An 18,719-nucleotide genomic window follows, 5' to 3' on the forward strand; every position below is an offset into this window, starting at 1 on the left:
TGAGCGGGAGCACTGGGGGACCCCCGCCCACGTCCCCACGGCACCCCGGGGGCTGGCAGACTGACCCGCCACATCGCAGTACGACGCGAGGAGTTCGGCATGTCGATGGCGGGAAGTCTGCGGAAGGCCGGTGGCCTCCGGGGAGTCGGCGGCCTGCGCAAGGTGGCGCAGTTGACCCGTGGCCGCCGGCGGGTCGACCTCAGCCACCCCGCCCGCTCCCCGCTGGGTTCGGCCGTCGTCAACTGCGTGCGCTACCAGGGCGGGGTGCGGCAGACGGACGGGCCGGCGCTGACCGGCGAGGCGCTGGCCCGGGCCGTGGAACGGGTCCGCGCCCGCGGCGACGGCTTCTTCTGGATGGGGCTCCACGAACCGACGGAGGAACAGTTCGCGGGCATCGCCGAGCTGTTCGACCTGCACCCCCTCGCGGTGGAGGACGCCGTCCACGCGCACCAGCGGCCGAAGGTGGAACGCTACGGGGAGACGCTGTTCGCGGTGTTCAAGACCGTCGCCTACGTGGAGCACGCCGAACTCACCGCGACCAGCGAGGTGGTGGACACCGGGGAGCTCATGGTCTTCGTCGGCCGCGGGTTCGTCATCACCGTCCGGCACGGCCAGCACGGTTCGCTCGGCCCGGTCCGGGAGGAGTTGGAGTCCGAGCCGGAGCGGCTGGCAAAGGGGCCGGCCGCGGTGCTGCACGCCGTGGCCGACCACGTGGTCGACGACTACCTCCGGGTCACCGACGCGATCCAGGCCGACATGGACCAGATCGAGTCCGCGGTGTTCGCCGAGGGCGGTGCCCGGGTCGACCCCGGCCGGGTGTACCAGCTCAAGCGCGAACTGCTGGAGCTGAAGCGGGCCGTCCTCCCCCTGAACCGACCGCTCCAGATCCTCTCCGGTCACCCGACGCGGTCCGTGGACCCGGAGATGCAGACGTACTTCCGGGACGTCGCCGACCACCTGTTGCGGGTCGGCGAGCAGATCAGCGCCTTCGACGACCTCCTCAACTCGATCCTCCAGGCCCATCTGGCGCAGGTGACGGTGGCCCAGAACGCCGACATGCGGAAGATCACCGCCTGGGCGGCCATCATCGCGGTCCCGACGATGGTGTGCGGGGTCTACGGCATGAACTTCACGCACATGCCCGAACTCCGGTCCCCGTACGGTTACCCGGCCGTGCTCACCGTGATCGCCACGGCGTGCGTCCTGGTGTACCGGGGGTTCCGCCGCAACGGTTGGCTCTGAGTTCCGGGCGGGGTCAGCGCGTGGCGTACACGCTCTCGACCCAGTGGGCGATCTGCTCGTCGGACAGGTGCCCGGCGAGGTCCGCCTCGCTGATCATGCCGACCAGACGCTTGTCCTCCAGGACCGGCAACCGCCGGATCTGATGACCCTGCATCTCGTTCAGCACCTCGTCCACGTCGGCGCCCGCGTCGACCCAGCGCGGGGTGCCCTGGGCCAGGTCGCCCGCGGTGACCTTGGCCGGGTCGTGGCCCATCGCCACGCACTCGATCACGATGTCGCGGTCCGTGAGGATGCCGCAGAGGCGTTCGTCGGCGTCGGCGATGGGGAGGGCACCGACCCCCAGGTCCCGCATCAGCTGGGCGGCACGGTCGAGGGTCTCGTGGGCGGGGATCCACTGGGCGCCCCGGTGCATGATGTCTCCGGCGGTGGTCATGCGGTACCTCCCGGTGCCGGACGGCCGGCGCGGCGCGGGACGCGTCGCTAGTCCCGGCGCCCTCCATTGTCACCGCACCGGGAGGGGGCCGCACCCGAGACGCCCCGGGTCAGCCGTTCCACGCCGGCCGCCCGGGGTCGTCAGCCCGTACGAGGACGTCCGCCACGGCCGCCGGATCGACCTCGGACGCGTACCGGGCGAAGGCGGGCAGCGTCCACTGCTGCGCCGCGGGCGTACGGCGCTCCAAGGCCGCCGCGGAGAGCCCCAGGTGCACCGTGAGGTCGAACGGGAACCAGTGTCCGAGCAGGAACGGGCCGTGCAGCAGCAGCACACCGCCCGGCGGCAGGGCGGCGGGGGCGCTGCGGGTGGCGCGGTCCGTGACGGGGTCCCACAGGTCGGGCAACACCAGGCCGGTGCCTCCCGGGTCCAGCGGCGCGAACACCTCCCGCCACAGGGCGCCGGTGTCGAGCCAGCCGTCGTAGTAGGAGTCGGGGTCCTCGCGGCCGTGTTCGTAGCGGAGCGAGGCGGGACGGTGGAAGCCCTCCGTCCCGATGACCACGGCGGCCCGGCCGCGCGTCCGCAGCGCTTCGGCCAGCCGCTGTGCCAGGTCCGCGGGCCGGGCCGCCGGAGCGGCGTCGAGGGCGATCCGCAGCCAGGTGCGGTCGGTGTCGTGGTCCGCGGCGGGGTCGGGTCCGCGGTCGGCCTCCGGAGCGAGCAGCCGCTCGACGAGGGCGTGGGCGAGCCGGTCCCAGGTGATCGGTTGCAGGCGCACGGGTCCATCCTCCCCGGGCCGGGTGCGGGCCACCGGGCGGGGGGGTACGCAGACGCATGCCGGTGCGCGTCTCGGCCATGGTCGGCCGAGGCGGCCGGGGCTTGACTGGGAGCACGGGCCCGGGACCGGGCCCCGGACGAGGGGAGCGGTGATGATCGACGGGGCGTTCTTCGTGGTGGTGTTCGCGGGGGCACTGCTGTGCGGGTTGACGGCGGGGGCGCTGTACGCGTTCTCCACCTTCGTGATGCGGGCGCTGGTCTCGTTGCCGCCGCCCCAGGGCGTCGCGGCGATGCAGGCCATCAACCGGACGGCGCTGAGCCCCTGGGTCATGGTGGCGTTCGCGGGCGGCGCGGTGCTGAGCGCGGTGATCGTCGGGTTCACCCTGGTGTCCTGGCCCGGGTCGACCGGGGTGCTGCTGCTGGCGGGCGCCGGACTGTACCTGTTCGGGACCCTCGGGCTCAGTGCCGTGGCGCACTTCCCGCGCAACGACGCGCTGGCGGAGGTCGACCCCGCAGGACCGGACACCGCCGGGTACTGGCGGACCTGGGCGCGCGAGTGGACGCGCGCCAACCACGTCCGTACGGGCGCCGCGCTCGCGTCCTGCGCGCTGTACGTGCTGGCGCTCGCCCGGTGAGCCGGGCCGCGCCCCCGCTCACCGGCGCGGCGTATCGTGGCTCGGGAGCGCACACGAGGGAGACGGCCATGGCCGACCCCAAGGGGTTCCTACGGACGGGGCGCGAGGAGTGGCCGCGCCGCCCGGTGGAGGAACGGGTCCGGGACTGGGACGAGGTGTACGTGCCCGGGGCGCTGCTGCCCCTGGTCCGGCGGCAGGCCGACCGCTGCATGGACTGCGGGGTCCCGTTCTGCCACGAGGCGTGTCCGCTGGGCAATCTGATCCCGGACTGGAACGACCTCGTGGCGCGCGACGACTGGCGGGCGGCCAGCGACCGGCTGCACGCCACCAACAACTTCCCGGAGTTCACCGGACGGTTGTGTCCCGCGCCCTGCGAGGCCGGGTGCGTGCTGGCGATCAACCAGCCGGCGGTCACGATCAAGAACGTGGAGGCCGCGATAGCGGACCGGGCGTGGGCCGACGGACTGCTGCCGCCCCGGCCCCCCGAGCGGCTGTCGGGGCGGACGGTGGCGGTGGTGGGTTCGGGGCCGGCGGGGCTCGCCGCGGCGCAACAGCTGACCCGGGCCGGGCACACGGTGGTCGTGTACGAGCGGGAGGACCGGATCGGCGGGCTGCTGCGGTACGGGATACCCGCGTTCAAGATGGACAAGGGGCAGTTGGACCGGCGGCTGGCGCAGATGCGGGACGAGGGGACGAAGTTCCACCCGGGCACCGCGGTGGGCCGTGGGTGCGGTGCGCAGGAGTTGCTGTCCCGTCATGACGCGCTGGTCCTGGCCACGGGGGCGACGGCGTGGCGCGAGCTGCCGGTGCCGGGGCGGGAGTTGACGGGCATCCACCAGGCGATGGAGTACCTGCCCTGGGCGAACCGGGTGTGCGAGGGGGATCTGGAGGTGTCCCCGCTGTCGGCCGCGGGACGGCACGTCGTCATCATCGGCGGTGGGGACACCGGCTCGGACTGTCTGGGCACGGCGCTGCGCGAAGGTGCCGCGTCGGTGACCCAGTTGGACATCAACGTCCTGCCGGAGCCGGACCGCGGGGCGGGGGAACCCTGGCCCACGTACCCCCGGGTCTACCGGTTGTCGGCGGCGCACGAGGAGGGCGCCCGGTTGCACAGTGCGCCCGTGTCGGACGCCGACGCGCGGCTGTTTGCCGCGTCGACCCTGGGTTTCGAGGGGGACGCGGACGGCCGGGTGCGCGGGGTGCGGGTGGCCGACGTCGATGCGCGGCGGAAGCCGTTGCGGGGGTCGGAGCGGACCTTGCGGGCCGATCTGGTGCTGCTGGCGCTCGGGTTCTCGGGTCCCGACCGGGACGACGGGCTGTTGTCGGGGTTGGGCGTGGAGGTGGACGTCCGCGGGGGCATCGCCCGGGACCGTTCCTTCGCCACGAACCGCCCGGGCGTGTTCGCCGCGGGTGACGCGGCGCGCGGTCAGTCGCTGGTGGTGTGGGCGATCGCGGAGGGCCGGGCGGTGGCGGCGGCGGTCGACCGGTACCTGGTCGGCACGAGCGGACTGCCCGTGCCGATCGGGCCGGAGGACCGCCCGATGCGCGCCTGACCGTGCGCCCCGCCGAGGGCGCCCGGGCCGTGCACCGCTCGCCGTGCACCGGTCGGGCGGTGCACGGCGGGGCGCCCCTTCCGTTGCCGTGCCGGAACGACCCGACGCCGCGGGGGGACGGCGGGGTGCGGAGGGGGGACGTCAGGTGCCGGGTGCGACCGCCGACGGCGGTGTCATGACGGGCCGCGGACGGGGCCGTGCGCGCCCGATCGGTCCGCAAGAGCGCCGCGGGCGGACGTGGGGGAGGACGGTACGAGTCCGGGCGGGCAGCAGAGGCCCTGGCCGGTCGACCGAGAGGCGCGGTCCCGGGTGGTGCGCGGTGCGGGAGCCGGTCGGTTCAGGAGAGCAGGAAGTCGGCCTCACCCGCCTTGGCCCCCTGGATGAACGCCCTGATCTCTCCACGCGTGTAGATCAGCGCCGGCCCGTCCGGATCCGCGGACTGACGCACGGCCACCCGGCCGTCGGCCAGCTTCATGGTTTCGACGCAGTTCCCGCCGTTGCCCCCGCTCCAGGGCTTGTGCCAGCCCTCGGCGCCGAGTTCCCGAGCGGGCATGCCGTTGTATATCCCCTGTCGATCCATTCATAGCTCCTTGCGGAGATCCCGCAGGATCTCCTTCGTGCGATGTGCTGTGGCGGCCTGGGCCGCCATGCGGTCCATGACCTCAAGATGCCGGGCGACCTCGGGACGTGCGTCGAGGTAGACGGCACCGGTCAGGTACTCGCTGTACACCATGTCGGGCAGTTCCGGCACGGTGAAGCGGAACAGCACGAAGGGGCCGTACGTGCCGGGGTGCGGACCCGACTCGAACTGGGCGATCTGGAGGGTGACGTTCGGCAGCGCCGTGCGGTCCAGCAGTTTGTCGATCTGGTCGCGCATCACCTCGGGACCGCCGGCCGGACGGCGCAGCACGGTCTCGTCCATGACGACCCACAGCCGCGGGGCGTCCTCGCGGGTGAGCAGGTCCTGCCGTTGCATGCGCAGCGCGACGTGCCCCTCGATGTCCTCGGGACGGGTCTGCCCCACGGCACCGGAGCGGAGCACCGCGCGTGCGTAGTCCTCCGTCTGGAGCAGTCCGGGCACGAAGTGGGGTTCATACGTCCGGATGAGGCTCGCCGACCCCTCCAAGCTGACGTGCATGGAGAACCAGCCCGGCAGCACCTCGTGGAAGCGCTGCCACCAGCCGGGGCGGTTGGCGTCCTCCGCCAGGGTGACGAAGGTGTCGGCCTCGTCGTCGGCGACCCCGTACGCCTTCAGCAGGAGCTGCACGTACGGGATTTTGAGGGCGACTTCGGCGTTCTCCATGCGGCGGACGGTGGCGGGGGCGACCCGGAGGACCTGGGCGGCTTCCTCACGCTTCAGTCCGGCGCGCTCCCGCAGGTCCTGGAGGCGACGACCGAGCACGACCTGGCCGACGGTCGGCGCGGACCGCGGTTCGCTCACGTCCACCTCCGGAGAGTCACCGATGATCAGGCAGCACAGAACAGCGGACCCAACTGGGGCCGCTTCGCGTGCTGTTGCGAGCAGTGTGCCATGTGCCCCTCGCCGGGCACACTGCACTCTGCAATTTTCAGAGTGCCACTTGCCAAGTGTTCACGGCGGGGAGATAGTGGCAAACGTGATTCCGTCCGCGCCGTTAGGAACAGAGGCTGCCGAAATGGGTATCGGTGCCGAGGCAGCCGGGGCGCCTCCTGGCGAGGCTGCCAGGCGCCGCTTCCGCTTCGAGTTGGCTGCACATCCGGGCTCGCCCGCACAGGCCAGGCGCCTCACACGGGCCCGGCTGTCCGGCTGGTCCGTCTGTGAGGACACCTGCGACGCGGCCGATCTCGTGGTGTCCGAGCTGGTCACCAACGCCATCGTGCACACCGCTTCCACCCTGATCGTCTGCGAGTTGCACGACGACACCGAAAAGGTGCGCATAGCCGTCAGCGACGAGGGGTGTGCCCCGGGCGAGCCCCGGCCCTCGTCACAGCGGCCCGAGGAGGAGCACGGCCGGGGCCTGCTGCTCGTCGCGGCGGTCTCCAGCGCCTGGGGTGCCCAGGAGACCGGGCCGGGCCTGCTGGTCTGGGCCGAACTGCCGCGGGCCGCCGAACCGGTGGGCGGCAAGACGGTCCCGGGCGCCCGTGCGGAGGCGTTCCGCGGGACGGGGGCCGAATGGCTGTGACGACCGCACGGACGTTGAGTCTCGACACCCTGGTCGCCCGGGAACGTCACCGCAGGGCACGGGGGCGTACGCGCACCACCTGCTCGCCGCGCCTGGCACTGCCCGCGGGCATGTCCCTCCCGCTCGGCTGCGACGCGGTGTCGGTGCCCGAGGCCCACGCCCGCCGGATGGTCCCCCGACTGCCCCGGATCGGCTGTGTGTACGCCGACGACCGGGACCGCTGGTGGTGGATCGTCCCCGCGGGCTCGGACGTGGCGCTGCACTGGCCCGCACCCGCCCACTACGTGAACGGGGCCCTGCTCCCGGACGGAGGCCGCCCCCCGGGGCTGATCCACCGGCCGGCGGCGACGGTCCCCTACACCCCGCCCATACCGCTCTATCTGGCTCTATGCCGCGTCACGGGAACGACACCCACGTGGTGCCGTCCCGTGACGGCCTGACCGGCGACCCTGGGGGTGTCGCCCGGTCACCCGGTCCGACCGGCGGCCCGTGGGGGTGCCGCCGGTCGGACCCTTTTTCCGACCTCTGACCCCCGCCCGTGACCCCGCCCCCCGGCCCTCGGGGGTGCCGTCGCCCGTTGTCCGTCCGCGGCGTCAGTCCTCGTACTCGTCGTGGTACCGCAACCAGCCGCCGGCGTCCCGGGCACCGTGGCCCAGCCCGCGCCCTCGGGGTTCCTCCCACTCCTCCTGCCGGCCGAGCGCGGTCAGGTCGAGGAGGCTCGCCGTCGAACCGAGTCCGTCGAGACCGCGTTCCGTGGTCGAGTAGGTGTGGAACAGCCGCTCCCCGTGCCGCAGGAAGCAACTCACCCCGGACCGTTCGACGAGCCGGCCGCCCTCCCGCACCGTGGCGCCGAAGTCGGTGTTGAAGTCGGCGTCGCGGTCGCACCGGCCCGACGAGTACCAGGGCACCGACCAGCCCATCCGCGCCTGGAACGGCAGGATGCGGGTGAACGCGGCCCGGGACACGGCGACGAAGGCCGTACTGCGCGCCCTGAGGTGGGCCAGGTTCCCGATCTGGTCGAGGAAGGCGGAGCAACCGACGCAGCCCGACTCCCACTCGGGGGCGAACATGAAGTGCAGGACGATGAGCTGGTCCCGGTCCTCGAAGAGGTCCCGCAGCGTCACCGCCCCGTCGGCGCCGTCGAAGACGTACTCCGTGCGCACCTCGACCATCGGCAGTCTGCGCCGCTCCGCGTTGAGCGCGTCCCGCGCGCGGGTGACGGCCTTCTCCTTGGCCAACAGGTCCTCCCGCGCACTCACCCACTCCGCTCGCGTGACGATCTGCGGAAACGACATCGTTCCTCCTCCGGACGGCGACGGCTGTGCGGGGTGGACCGTACGGAGGACCGGAACTCATCGGCGGGGCTCAGAATCTGACGGGCAGTTCCCGCAGACCCCTGTTCCGCAGGGTGCGCCGGCGCGGCAGGGGGGCCGCCGGATCGACGTCCAGCGCGAGCCCCGGCAGGCGTTCGAGGAGGACCGCGAGGGCGACCTCCGCCTCCAACCGGGCGAGCGAGGCACCCAGGCAGTAGTGGATGCCGTGGCCGAGGGCCAGGTGGCCCGAGGCGTCCCGGGACAGGTCGAGCCGGTCGGCGTCGGGGAAGCGGTCCGGGTCCCGGTTCGCCGACGCCAGGCAGAGGAACACCGTCTCCCCTGCCCCGACGGTGACCCCGGCGATCCGCACGTCCTCGGTGGGGAACCGGCGGAAGGCGAGCAGCGCGGGAGTGTCGTAGCGGGTCAACTCGTCGACCGCGGCGGGCCACCGCGCGGGGTCGGCACGCAGTTCGGCGGACGCCTCGGGGTGGGTCAGCAGGGCGAGGGCGGCGTTGCCGATGAGGTGGACGGCGTTCTCGTAGCCGGCGAAGTGGATGAGGAAGGCCAGCGAGACCAGTTCGTCCTCGGTGAGTCGCCCGTCCGCTGCGGACCCGGGCGGGCCGGGCGGGCCGGACGGCGACGGTTCGGCGGTCTCGTCGCGGACGGCGACGAGGTCGGACAGCAGGTCGTCCCCGGGGGCGCGGCGCTTGTCGGCGACGAGTCCGGTGTAGAAGCGCAGCATCGCCCCCATCGTCTCCTTCGCGGCGACCGGGTCGGGGCGCTCCGGGCCGAGGAGCGTCTCGGTCCAGCTCCGGAAGTCGAGCCGGTCGCCCTCCGGGACCCCCAGGAGGTCGCCGATGACGGTGATGGGCAACGGCCCCGCGTACGCGGTGACGAGGTCGACGCGGCCGGTGGAGCCGAAACCGTCGACCAGGGCGTGCGCCGCGCGGCGGATCGGTTCCCGGAGCCGCTCGATCCGGCGCGGGGTGAAGGCGCGCGCCACGAGACGGCGGATGCGGGTGTGGTCGGGAGGGTCCATGTTCAGCAGGTTGGCGTCGAGCGCGGGCGGCAGCCGGAAGCCGTGGTAACCGCCCGGCAGGGCGTTCTTCTTGTCGAGCGAGAGCCGGGGGTCCGCGAGCCCGGACCGCACGTCCTCGTAGCGGGTGACGAGCCAGGCGGGGGTGCCGTCGGGTCCGGCGATCCGGTGGACGGGAGCGGTGGCGCGCAGGGCCGCGTAGGCGGTGAAGGGGTCGTCGAGCAGCCGGTCCGCGGGGTCCTGGGGCGCACGGCGGGCGCCCCGGACGGGGCAACCGTCCGCGGCCGGCGGGAGCTCGTCGGAGGGTTCCGGACGCGGGTGCGCGGAAGGGGTGACCATGGGCGGCAAGCCTAGGTGCGGACGGCCGGCGGAGCGCACGGATCGAGGCAAGGGGAACACCGCGTTCCGATAATCGGATGCGAGGATCGCTGCGGGCACCACATGATCGTGCCTGGTACGTCCCGCCCCGACCGGGTGCGGGGCCCGCGTCCGGCCGAGGAGCCCCATGATCCGTCGTGTCACCGTCCCGTCCCTGTTCACCCCGCCCACCTACGCGCACGCCTCCGTGGTGGAGGCCGGCACCCGGCTCGCCTTCCTGTCCGGCTCCGTCCCCTTGGACCCGGCGGGCGAACTCGTCGGCCCCGGCGACGCGGTCCGTCAGACCGAGCAGGTCATCGCGAACCTCACCGAGCAGGCGAAGGCCGTCGGCGCCGCACTGGAAGACGTCGTCTACACCGATGTGTACGTGGTCAGCGATGCGCACGAGACGCTGGACGCGGTCTGGGAGGTGGTCCAGGCCAGCGGTCTGAGCCGTGGCCCGCACTCCTCGACGATCATGGGAGTCACCCTTCTCGGTTACCCCGGCCAGCTCGTGGAGATCACGGCGACGGTGGCGGTGCCCCAGGACTGACGTCCCCGGGAGCATCTCGGGCCGGGAGCACCCCCGCCGCCCCGGCCGCCGTGGCGAGCACCCGCCGCAGCATCGCGGGGGTGAGCCGACCGGTGAACGTGTTGCGCTGGCTGACGTGGTAGCAGCCGAAGACGGTGGGTCCCGGCCCGCCCGCGGTCCGGCCCGGCTCCGGGCCGGCGGGCCGCGACCCGACGCCCACCCGGGTTCCGTGGCCGAAGGCGGGGCGGGGCCTCGGCACCGCGAAGCCGGCCGCCGCGAGCGCGGGCCACAACGCCTGCCAGCCGAAGGCGCCCAGCACCACGACGGACCGCAGGGTGGGGCGCAGCAGCTCCAGCTCACGGACGAGCCAGGGCCGGCAGGTGTCCCGTTCCCCCGGGCTGGGGCGGTTGGCGGGTGGCGCGCAGTGCACGGGGGAGGTGATGCGCACCCCCCGCAGGGCCAGTCCGTCGTCGGCCGCCTCGGTGTGGGGTGCGGAGGCCAGTCCGAGGGCGTGCAGCGCCGCGTACAGCACGTCGCCCGAGCGGTCGCCGGTGAACATGCGCCCCGTGCGATTGGCACCGTGCGCGGCGGGGGCGAGGCCCACGAGCAACAGCGCGGCGTCGGGCGGCCCGAACCCGGGGACCGGCCGCGCCCAGTACTCCTGGTCACGATGGGCGGGGCGCTTGACCCGCGCGGTCTCCTCCCGCCACGCGACGAGCCGTGGACAGGCGGCGCAGTCGGTGATCCGCACGTCCAGCGCGGCCAACCCGTCCGGGTCCCGGACGGTCCGTGCGGCGTCCTCGACGGCCCCGGCGTCCCCGATGGCTCCCGCGTGCCCCATGGGACCACGGTAGGCACCCGGCGGCGCGCCCGCAGCAGACGGACGGCACCGGTCGGAGCGGATCAGCCGAGCACCGCGCCGAGCGCCAGGAATCCGCAGACCAGGACCGCCAGGATCGCCAGCAACGGCCACACGAACCTCAGGTACCGGTCGTACCCGACCTTCGCCAGGGCGACCCCGCCGATGGTGACGGCCGTCGTGGGCACCCAGAGGTTCATCCAGCCGCTCGCCGCCGCCCAGGCCGTGACGACGACCGCCCGGGACACCCCCGCGAAGTCGGCGAGCGGCGCGAGGATCGGCATGGCGAGCGTGGCGTGCCCGGAGCTGGAGGGGATCAGGAACGCCAGCGGGAGGTTCACCAGGAAGACGATCACCGCGAACCCGGCGGACGAGGTGCCCGCCACGACCCCTTCGATGGAGTGCAGCACGGTGTCCGTGATCTGCGAGTTGTTCATGATGACCGTGATGCCGCGGGCGAGGACGATGACCAGCGCCGGGGAGAGGAAGTCCGCCGCGCCCCGGACCACGGTGGCGCTCAGCTGCTGTTCGCCCATCCGCGCGACGATCCCGACCAGGACGGCCGCGACGAGGAACAGCGCCGCGAGTTCGGGGAACGACCAGCCGAGCTCCCATCCGTACGGGACCGCGTCCGCGCGCCCGGTGAGCGCGGACGCCCAGGGCACCACCGAGAAGATCATGAAGGAGAAGACCAGGGTGGTGAGCGCGAGGACGGCCCGGTGGGTGCCCGTCAGTTCCGGGACCGCCGCATCGGGGCCGCCGGCCGCGGCGAGCGCCCGGTCACCGGGCAGGAACCCGGACACCGACCGCTCGGGACGGGCACGCACCCGCCGGGCGTACCGGACGACGTACGTGATGGTGACGGAGGTGAGCACCACCCACATGACGAACCGCAGCACGATGCCGTCGCCCAGCGAGATCCCGGCGGCGGCGGAGGCGACCCCCGTCGCGAAGGGGTTGACGGTGGAACACATGACGCCCACCCCGGCACCGAGGATGATCGTGCCCACGGCCGTCATCCGGTCGTAGCCGAGGGCGAGCATCAGCGGCACCACCAGCCCGTAGAAGCCGAGGGTCTCCTCGGCGAAGCCCTCGACCGTGCCGAGCACCGAGAAGACCACCATGACGCCCGCGATGAGCAACCAGCCCCGGCTCCGCAGTCGGTGCGCGAGCCGTTCGATGCCGCGGTCCAGTGCGCCCGTCGCGAAGACGACGGTGATGAACGCGCCGATCGCGAGGACGAAGAGGAAGACTCCGGCGCTGCCGAACAACTCGCCCGACAGCTGGGGCCCGACCTGCCCGCTCCGGGCGTCGAGGATGCCGTAGAGGCCGTTGACCGGGGCGAGGAACAGGTCGTTCAGCCGGTCGGCGAAGCTCTGCGAGGCATCGACCCGGTGGTACGTGCCCTGGACGGGGGCGCCCCGCGCGTCACGGTCGTAGGTGCCCGGCGGGATCAGGAAGGTGAGCGCCCAGACGGCGAGGGTGACCAGGACCAGGACCGTCTGGGCGCTGGGGAAGCGGAACCCGGTTCGGGGCTCCTGCGCCGGGTCCGGTTCGGCCTCGGGGGTCCGGGTGGTCAAGGCCCGCCCCCGGGGGCGGCGGTCGTGGCCTCGCTGTGCACGGGACGCGCTCCCTCCCGGTTCCGCACCACCAGGTGGCTGTCGAAGGACCGGACCGGGGTCCGGCGGGCGGCTGGATGTCAGGATTCCGGGGCCCCCGCCCCGTTGCACCCCGGAGTGGGCCGCTCGGGCGGAATATCCACGGCGTCCGGGGCACGCACCGGGCTAAGGTCGGGGCATGGCTTCTGATCTGGCGGACGGCCCCCCTCCCCCGGCCGCACCGGGTTCCTCTCGCCCGGCCGCACCGGGTTCCTCCTCCGGCGCCGGGACGGACGACCCCGGTGGCCTTGGGGATGCAGACGCGAGCACCGAGCGCGGGGGCACCGGGCCCGTGGTGGCCCCCGACCCCGCGCAGGGCAGTGCCCGGGTGGACAGCTGGATCTGGTCGGTGCGCCTGGTGAAGAGCCGCTCCCTGGCGGCGGCCGCATGTCGCGGCGGCCATGTCCGGGTCAACGGCGAGCGGGTGAAGCCGGCCCACGGGGTGCGCGTCGGCGACGAGGTGCGGCTGCGGCACGCGGGGCGCGAGCGGATCGTGATCGTCAAGCGCGTCCTGCGCAAGCGGGTCGGTGCACCCGTGGCCGTCGAGGCCTACGTCGACAACAGCCCGCCGCCCCCGCCGCGCGAGGCCGTGGCCGTCGCCGGGGTGCGGGACCGCGGCACCGGTCGGCCGACCAAGCGGGACCGCAGGGACATGGAGCGCCTGCGGAGCACCGGGGGCCTGGGCATCACCCGAGGCCCGGAGGAGCCGACGGGCTTCGGCCGGGGGCGCGCGAGCGATCGCTGAGCACCCGGACCGCGGAGGTCACCGGACCCCGCCCGGCGTCACAGCGGGAACCAGCCCCGCCCGTGGTACCAGTGCCCGCCGGACCTGAGGTGGTCACCGATCGCCCGCTCGACGGAGGTGCGCCGGGGCAGCTCGTCCCACGGCACCGTGGGATCGCCGAAGACGAACGCCACGGGGCTCTGGTCATCGGGCTCGCTGTCGGGCGGACCGAACCGGAACCGCTCTTGGAACCGCACGATGTTCGACCCGGGGCGCAGCCGGGTCCGGAGCTGCGTGTCCAGCAGCCAGGAGGAGCAGGCCGCGGTGCGGTACCGCTCTTCGGGGTAGTGGCGCGCGAAGAAGGAGCGCGCCCGCTCCAGGGACCGGTCACAGACGTCCGGTGACAACGGACCCCGGAAGTCGGGGATGTGGAGACTCGCACAGAGGTCGGTGGGGTCGCTCGCCAAGCCGGCCTCGATGACGAGCGGCGCGAGCCCTTCGAGCAGCTGCGCCCGCTGGAACTGGAGCCGTCCCAGTTGGTAGAGCTCGCCGCGGAAGGCGAGCGAGCACCAGCCGGGCGGAGTCGTTCCGGTCTCCCCGTGCCGGCGGCGGTGGACGGCGATCTGACGTCCCAGGTCGGCGAGGGAGGCGCGGGAGACCTCGTCCTCGATGCCGCGGGCCCGGTGCAGCGCACGGGTGTGCGGGAGCGCCGCCAGATAGACGAAGATCGGGAAGCAGCGTCCGAGGGGGTCGTCCCCGGTCGGCAGGGTCTGCGGCGCGATGCCCTCGCCGATCTCGTCCGGGCGGTGCAGCAGTCCGGCGACGGCCCGCTCCAGCAGCAGCCGTGCACTCGGGTCCCGGTCGAACCGGTCGCGCAGCGCCAGGAGCTCGGCCACCGCTTCGTGGGGCACCGCGAGTCCCAGCAGGACGTCGGGGAGGTCGTCGACGGGCGGCAGTTCCGCCCGGACGGGCGCGATGCCCGGGTCTTCCAGTGCCGCCAGCCACCGGGCGGACTGCTCGTCCGTGCGCGCCGCTTCGTCCAGCGGCGTCGTCCCCCGCTCCGCTCCCATGAACGCCCCCTGTCGTCGTGGTCGTCGTGCGCCTGCGTCGGCACCGCGGGACGACCCGCTGCCCCGTCCCCCGCTCAACGGATCGCCCGCACGAGAAGTGCCCGGACATCACCGTACGTGTTCACCCGGCTCGCCGTCCGCACCGGGCGGCACGGGAGTACCGTGCAGACGAGGAGGGTGTGTGGCGATGCGTACGGGCAGTGAGCCGATGACCGCGCGCAGTCCGCTGCGCATGCGTTTCTGGCTGAGCCTGTGGGGAATGGTCTGGGCGCTCGCCGGCACGGTCGCCTTCGCCTGGGTCGGCCGCCCCGGCTGGGCCGCGGCCTGCGCGGTGCTGTGGCTGATCACCGTGGTCGACACGGCCGTGATCGTCCGCCACATCCGGCAGGGGCCGCACTACCAGCCGGGCCGGGACGTCCCGCCCTACCAACCGCCGTCGGAGCGTTGACGCCGTGGGGCGCTCCGCGTCCGACGCGGGCAGCGTCAGTCTTCGAAGCGGGCCGCGGCCGTGTACTCGGGGTTGGGGTCCAACGCCGCCGCGAGCCTGAAGTGCCGCAGCGCCTGCTCGGGGCGGCCCGCCCGCTCGTAGGTCCGGGCGAGCGCGAAGTGGGCGAAGGCGTTGTCGGGTTCGCGCTCCAGCACGATGGTGAACTCCAGTTCGGCGGGCCTGAGCTGGGCCGCGGCGAAGAAGGCCCGCGCGCGCAGCAGCCTGGCCGCGGTGTTCTCCGGATGGGCGGCGATGACCCGGTCCAACAGCTTCACGGCCCCCCTGGGGTCGCGCGCGGCGAGGAGTTGCTCGGCGGCGCGGAAATCGATGACATGCGTCTCCGGGCTTCGTCCGGGTGATCCACTACGCTCGGGCACGCTCCATCCCTTCCCCTCGTTCACCCGTTCAACGCCCCTTCCTGCTCGTTGCATTCCCCGTCGGCGTTCCCTCCGGCCGCTCCCCGCGCCACCCGGTGGCCGCGCGACGGAGCAGTTCCTCCCACACCTGCGCCACCCGCTCCCCCAGTTCGTCCCGCGACACGTCGTTGTCGATCACGATGTCGGCGACGGCGAGGCGCTGTTCACGGGTGGCCTGGGCGGCCATCCGGGCCCGGGCGTCCGCCTCGCTCATGCCGCGCAGCCGCACCAAACGGTCCAGCTGCGTCTGCGGCGCCACGTCGACCACGATCACCAGGTCGTAGAGGTCCGCCAAGCCGTTCTCCGTGAGGAGGGGGACGTCCTGCACCACGACCGCGTCCTCGGGCGCCGTGGCCTTCAGTTCGGCGGACCGCTCCCGGACGAGGGGGTGCACGATGCCGTTGAGCACGGCCAGCTCGTCGGGGTCCGCGAAGACGATCGCACCCAGGGCGGCCCGGTCGAGGGAACCGTCCTCGGCGAGCACGTCCCGGCCGAAGGCGGCCACCACGGCGGCGAGACCGGGGGTCCCCGGTTCGACCACTTCCCGGGCGATCCGGTCCGCGTCGATCAGGACCGCGCCGTGCCCCACGAGGAGCCGCGCCACCTCGCTCTTACCGGCTCCGATGCCCCCGGTCAGGCCCACTGTCAGCATGACCGCAGCTTAGAGGGAGGGGGTGCGGGGCCGCGGGGCCCGGGTCAGCCCTCGCCCTCGCGCTCCGCGAGGAAACGCTCGAACTCCAAGCCGATCTCGTCGGCGGACGGGATCTCCGCCGGCTCCGCCAGCATGTTGCCCCGGCTCTCGGCTCCGGCGGCGGCGTCGTACTGGTGCTCAAGGCCCTGCACCAGGCTGGTGAGTTCCTCGTCGCCCTCGCGGATCTGTCGGTCGATCTCGGTCTGGGTGCGGTGCGCCTCGGTGCGCAGCGCGTGCGCGACGCCCGGCAGGACGAGTCCGGTGGCGGAGGTGATGGCTTCGAGGACGGTGAGGGCGGCGTCCGGGTACGGGGAGCGGGCGATGTAGTGCGGCACGTGCGCGGCGACGCCGAGCACGTCGTGCCCCGCTTCCATCAGTCGGTACTCGACCAGGGACTCGGCGCTCCCGGGCACCTGCGCCTCGTCGAAGGGACTGCGGTGACCCGGCACCAGGTCGGTGCGCGAACCGTGCGGGGTGAGTCCGACGGGTCGGGTGTGCGGCACTCCCATGGGGATGCCGTGGAAGTTCACTGCGAGTCGGACGCCGAGACGTTCGATGATCTGTTGGACCGCGGCGGCGAAGCGTTCCCACTCGACGTCCGGCTCGGGCCCGGCCAGCAACAGGAAGGGTGCTCCGGTGGCGTCCTGGACGAGCCGCACCTCCAGGGCGGGCACCTCGTAGTCCGTCCAACGATCGCGCTGGAAGGTCAGCAAGGGGCGCCGGGCCCGGTAGTCGACCAGCCGGTCGTGGTCGAAGCGGGCGACGACCTGGTGCGGCATCGAGTCGAGGAGTCGCTCGACGATCTGGTCGCCGGTTTCACCCGCGTCGATGTAACCGTCGAAGTGGTAGAGCATCACCAGTCCGGCGGACTCCTGGGCCAGGGCCACGTCGACGACGGCCAGGCCCTTCGGTTCCCACGTGTACAAACCCTGCGGATCAAGCACAGCCGCTCCTCCTCGTGTCCCTCAGTCAGAACACGCTGCGGTACGAAGGAATTCCCGGAGTGACCGTCCGACCTTCCCCGCTCATCCGTCCGTTCGATCACCCGGACACGGCCGGGACAGGAGGTGGCGGTGGTGCGCGGGGTGCGTCCGGGAACGGCGTCGGGCCCGCATCCCCGAGGGGGTGCGGGCCCGACGTCAGCGGCTAGCGCCTAGTGGTTGAGCCTCAGCTCTGGCCACCGGCGAGCTTCTCACGGAGCGCGGCGAGCGCCTCGTCGGAAGCCAGGGCACCGGAGTTGTCCGCGGACTCCGAGGAGTACGAACCGCCCGTGCTCGCGGCCTGGGCGGCGATGGCCTCGCCACCCTCGGCAGCAGCCTGCTCGTCGGCCTCGCGGGACTTGATGACCTGGGCCTGGTGCTGCTCGAAGCGGGTCTGCGCCTCCGCGTACTGGCGCTCCCACTCCTCGCGCTGCTTCTCGTACCCCTCCAACCAGTCGTTGGTCTCGGGGTCGAAGCCCTCGGGGTAGATGTAGTTGCCCTGGTCGTCGTAGGACGCGGCCATGCCGTACAGGGTCGGGTCGAACTCGACCGCGGCCGGGTCGGCGCCGAAGGACTCGTTGGCCTGCTTCAGCGAGAGGCTGATGCGACGGCGCTCAAGGTCGATGTCGATGACCTTGACGAAGATCTCGTCGTTGACCTGGACGACCTGCTCCGGGATCTCCACGTGGCGCTCGGCCAGCTCGGAGATGTGGACCAGGCCCTCGATGCCTTCGTCCACGCGGACGAACGCACCGAACGGAACGAGCTTGGTGACCTTGCCGGGGACGACCTGACCGATCTGGTGCGTCCGGGCGAACTGCTGCCACGGGTCTTCCTGCGTCGCCTTGAGCGACAGGGAGACGCGCTCGCGGTCCATGTCCACGTCGAGGACCTCGACGGTGACTTCCTGACCGACCTCGACGACCTCGGAGGGGTGGTCGATGTGCTTCCAGGACAGCTCGGAGACGTGGACGAGACCGTCGACGCCACCCAGGTCCACGAAGGCACCGAAGTTGACGATCGAGGAAACGACGCCGGAGCGGACCTGACCCTTCTGGAGGGTCGTGAGGAAGGTCTGGCGGACCTCGGACTGGGTCTGCTCCAGCCAGGCACGGCGGGACAGGACCACGTTGTTGCGGTTCTTGTCCAGCTCGATGATCTTCGCCTCGAGCTCCTTGCCGACGTACGGCTGGAGGTCGCGGACGCGGCGCATCTCGACCAGGGAGGCCGGGAGGAAGCCACGGAGGCCGATGTCAAGGATGAGACCACCCTTGACGACCTCGATGACGGTACCGGTGACGATGCCGTCCTCTTCCTTGATCTTCTCGATCGTGCCCCAGGCGCGCTCGTACTGGGCGCGCTTCTTCGAGAGGATCAGGCGGCCTTCCTTGTCCTCCTTCTGAAGGACAAGGGCTTCGATCTCGTCGCCGACCTTGACGACCTCGTTCGGGTCGACGTCGTGCTTGATCGAGAGCTCTCGGCTCGGGATGACACCTTCGGTCTTGTAACCGATGTCGAGCAGGACCTCGTCCCGGTCGACCTTCACGATGACGCCGTCGACGATGTCGCCGTCGTTGAAGTACTTGATCGTCTCGTCGATCGCGGCGAGGAAGGCTTCCTCGTTACCGATGTCGTTGACCGCTACCTGCGGGGTGGTGGCGGTGGTCTCGGTGCTGCTCGTCATGTGGGAAAGGGCTCCGGTACGGACATTGAAGTCGTAGGTACTGCTACGCCGGGAGCCGTTGTCGCTCTGTATAAGCCGGACAGCCTGGGAAGCGCGGGCCCGCTTTCCCTGACGGG

General features: G+C 72.6%; 21 protein-coding genes. 8 read left to right on the forward strand and 13 right to left on the reverse strand.

All coding sequences use genetic code 11. The annotated features are described in order from the left end of the window. The first annotated feature begins 99 nt into the window (after nucleotides 1–99). Nucleotides 100–1,242 (forward strand): magnesium and cobalt transport protein CorA, encoded by a 1,143-nt coding sequence (locus tag ACFV88_RS03150; protein ID WP_385485402.1) that lies wholly within the window; start codon nucleotides 100–102, stop codon nucleotides 1,240–1,242. Nucleotides 1,243–1,255: 13 nt separating this feature from the next. Here ACFV88_RS03150 and ACFV88_RS03155 read toward each other — a convergent pair whose 3' ends face one another. Together ACFV88_RS03155 and ACFV88_RS03160 are read right to left on the reverse strand one after the other, a co-directional pair. Next, nucleotides 1,256–1,675 (reverse strand): CBS domain-containing protein, encoded by a 420-nt coding sequence (locus ACFV88_RS03155; protein ID WP_385485404.1) that lies wholly within the window; start codon nucleotides 1,673–1,675, stop codon nucleotides 1,256–1,258. A 109-nt stretch (nucleotides 1,676–1,784) separates the two neighbouring features. Beyond that, complete coding sequence (locus ACFV88_RS03160) at nucleotides 1,785–2,447, reverse strand: uridine kinase (RefSeq protein ID WP_385485406.1); 663 nt, start codon at nucleotides 2,445–2,447, stop codon at nucleotides 1,785–1,787. A 151-nt stretch (nucleotides 2,448–2,598) separates the two neighbouring features. Here ACFV88_RS03160 and ACFV88_RS03165 point away from each other — a divergent pair, with 151 nt between their 5' ends. After that, nucleotides 2,599–3,081 (forward strand): DUF1772 domain-containing protein, encoded by a 483-nt coding sequence (locus tag ACFV88_RS03165; protein ID WP_385485408.1) that lies wholly within the window; start codon nucleotides 2,599–2,601, stop codon nucleotides 3,079–3,081. 68 nt (nucleotides 3,082–3,149) lie between these two features. Continuing rightward, entirely contained in the window at nucleotides 3,150–4,634 is a 1,485-nt protein-coding gene (locus ACFV88_RS03170) for a glutamate synthase subunit beta (protein WP_385485410.1), read from the forward strand. A gap of 337 nt (nucleotides 4,635–4,971) precedes the next feature. Here ACFV88_RS03170 and ACFV88_RS03175 read toward each other — a convergent pair whose 3' ends face one another. Both ACFV88_RS03175 and ACFV88_RS03180 read right to left on the reverse strand, forming a co-directional pair. Next, nucleotides 4,972–5,214: a DUF397 domain-containing protein gene (locus ACFV88_RS03175; RefSeq protein ID WP_385485412.1), complete on the reverse strand. Its 243-nt coding sequence runs from the start codon at nucleotides 5,212–5,214 to the stop codon at nucleotides 4,972–4,974. Continuing rightward, nucleotides 5,215–6,075, reverse strand: a complete 861-nt coding sequence (locus ACFV88_RS03180) for a helix-turn-helix domain-containing protein (protein ID WP_385485414.1) — start codon at nucleotides 6,073–6,075, stop codon at nucleotides 5,215–5,217. It abuts the gene before it with no gap. Nucleotides 6,076–6,241: 166 nt separating this feature from the next. Between ACFV88_RS03180 and ACFV88_RS03185 the strand changes: the two genes are divergently transcribed. Both ACFV88_RS03185 and ACFV88_RS03190 read left to right on the forward strand, forming a co-directional pair. Then, nucleotides 6,242–6,796 carry an ATP-binding protein gene (locus ACFV88_RS03185; protein ID WP_385485416.1) on the forward strand — a complete coding sequence of 185 codons (555 nt, stop codon included), beginning with the start codon at nucleotides 6,242–6,244 and terminating at the stop codon, nucleotides 6,794–6,796. Beyond that, complete coding sequence (locus tag ACFV88_RS03190; RefSeq protein WP_385485418.1) at nucleotides 6,787–7,236, forward strand: hypothetical protein; 450 nt, start codon at nucleotides 6,787–6,789, stop codon at nucleotides 7,234–7,236. The genes ACFV88_RS03185 and ACFV88_RS03190 overlap by 10 nt, the downstream gene beginning before the upstream one ends. Before the next feature lie 153 nt (nucleotides 7,237–7,389). Here ACFV88_RS03190 and ACFV88_RS03195 read toward each other — a convergent pair whose 3' ends face one another. Both ACFV88_RS03195 and ACFV88_RS03200 read right to left on the reverse strand, forming a co-directional pair. Continuing rightward, nucleotides 7,390–8,091 carry a DUF899 domain-containing protein gene (locus ACFV88_RS03195; RefSeq protein WP_385485420.1) on the reverse strand — a complete coding sequence of 234 codons (702 nt, stop codon included), beginning with the start codon at nucleotides 8,089–8,091 and terminating at the stop codon, nucleotides 7,390–7,392. A 70-nt stretch (nucleotides 8,092–8,161) separates the two neighbouring features. After that, nucleotides 8,162–9,484 carry a cytochrome P450 gene (locus ACFV88_RS03200; protein ID WP_385485422.1) on the reverse strand — a complete coding sequence of 441 codons (1,323 nt, stop codon included), beginning with the start codon at nucleotides 9,482–9,484 and terminating at the stop codon, nucleotides 8,162–8,164. 166 nt (nucleotides 9,485–9,650) lie between these two features. On the opposite strand from ACFV88_RS03200, the gene ACFV88_RS03205 reads away from it, so the two are divergent. Continuing rightward, nucleotides 9,651–10,055, forward strand: coding sequence for a RidA family protein (locus tag ACFV88_RS03205; protein WP_385485424.1), 405 nt, complete (start codon nucleotides 9,651–9,653; stop codon nucleotides 10,053–10,055). Here ACFV88_RS03205 and ACFV88_RS03210 read toward each other — a convergent pair. Next, nucleotides 10,024–10,875 carry a uracil-DNA glycosylase gene (locus ACFV88_RS03210; protein WP_385485426.1) on the reverse strand — a complete coding sequence of 284 codons (852 nt, stop codon included), beginning with the start codon at nucleotides 10,873–10,875 and terminating at the stop codon, nucleotides 10,024–10,026. The two genes, ACFV88_RS03205 and ACFV88_RS03210, sit on opposite strands and share 32 nt — an antisense overlap. Nucleotides 10,876–10,937: 62 nt before the next feature. Beyond that, on the reverse strand, nucleotides 10,938–12,473 hold the full coding sequence (locus tag ACFV88_RS03215; RefSeq protein WP_385485428.1) for a YfcC family protein: 1,536 nt from the start codon (nucleotides 12,471–12,473) through the stop codon (nucleotides 10,938–10,940). Nucleotides 12,474–12,690: 217 nt separating this feature from the next. Here ACFV88_RS03215 and ACFV88_RS03220 point away from each other — a divergent pair, with 217 nt between their 5' ends. Then, nucleotides 12,691–13,296: an RNA-binding S4 domain-containing protein gene (locus ACFV88_RS03220; RefSeq protein WP_385485430.1), complete on the forward strand. Its 606-nt coding sequence runs from the start codon at nucleotides 12,691–12,693 to the stop codon at nucleotides 13,294–13,296. 38 nt (nucleotides 13,297–13,334) lie between these two features. Here ACFV88_RS03220 and ACFV88_RS03225 read toward each other — a convergent pair whose 3' ends face one another. Then, nucleotides 13,335–14,345 (reverse strand): acyltransferase domain-containing protein, encoded by a 1,011-nt coding sequence (locus ACFV88_RS03225; protein WP_385485432.1) that lies wholly within the window; start codon nucleotides 14,343–14,345, stop codon nucleotides 13,335–13,337. A gap of 187 nt (nucleotides 14,346–14,532) precedes the next feature. On the opposite strand from ACFV88_RS03225, the gene ACFV88_RS03230 reads away from it, so the two are divergent. Next, nucleotides 14,533–14,793 carry a DUF6343 family protein gene (locus ACFV88_RS03230; protein WP_385485434.1) on the forward strand — a complete coding sequence of 87 codons (261 nt, stop codon included), beginning with the start codon at nucleotides 14,533–14,535 and terminating at the stop codon, nucleotides 14,791–14,793. Between the two features lie 35 nt (nucleotides 14,794–14,828). Here ACFV88_RS03230 and ACFV88_RS03235 read toward each other — a convergent pair whose 3' ends face one another. From ACFV88_RS03235 to rpsA, 4 genes are all read right to left on the reverse strand, one after another. Then, nucleotides 14,829–15,209 carry a tetratricopeptide repeat protein gene (locus ACFV88_RS03235; protein WP_385485436.1) on the reverse strand — a complete coding sequence of 127 codons (381 nt, stop codon included), beginning with the start codon at nucleotides 15,207–15,209 and terminating at the stop codon, nucleotides 14,829–14,831. Between the two features lie 28 nt (nucleotides 15,210–15,237). Next, entirely contained in the window at nucleotides 15,238–15,900 is a 663-nt protein-coding gene (gene coaE, locus ACFV88_RS03240) for a dephospho-CoA kinase (RefSeq protein ID WP_385485438.1), read from the reverse strand. A 44-nt stretch (nucleotides 15,901–15,944) separates the two neighbouring features. After that, nucleotides 15,945–16,883, reverse strand: a complete 939-nt coding sequence (locus tag ACFV88_RS03245; RefSeq protein WP_385485440.1) for a PAC2 family protein — start codon at nucleotides 16,881–16,883, stop codon at nucleotides 15,945–15,947. Between the two features lie 223 nt (nucleotides 16,884–17,106). After that, entirely contained in the window at nucleotides 17,107–18,603 is a 1,497-nt protein-coding gene (gene rpsA, locus ACFV88_RS03250) for a 30S ribosomal protein S1 (protein WP_385485442.1), read from the reverse strand. Between the last annotated feature and the right edge of the window lie 116 nt (nucleotides 18,604–18,719).

Source organism: Streptomyces sp. NPDC059816 (genome assembly GCF_042732055.1).
Classification (GTDB): Bacteria; Actinomycetota; Actinomycetes; order Streptomycetales; family Streptomycetaceae; genus Streptomyces.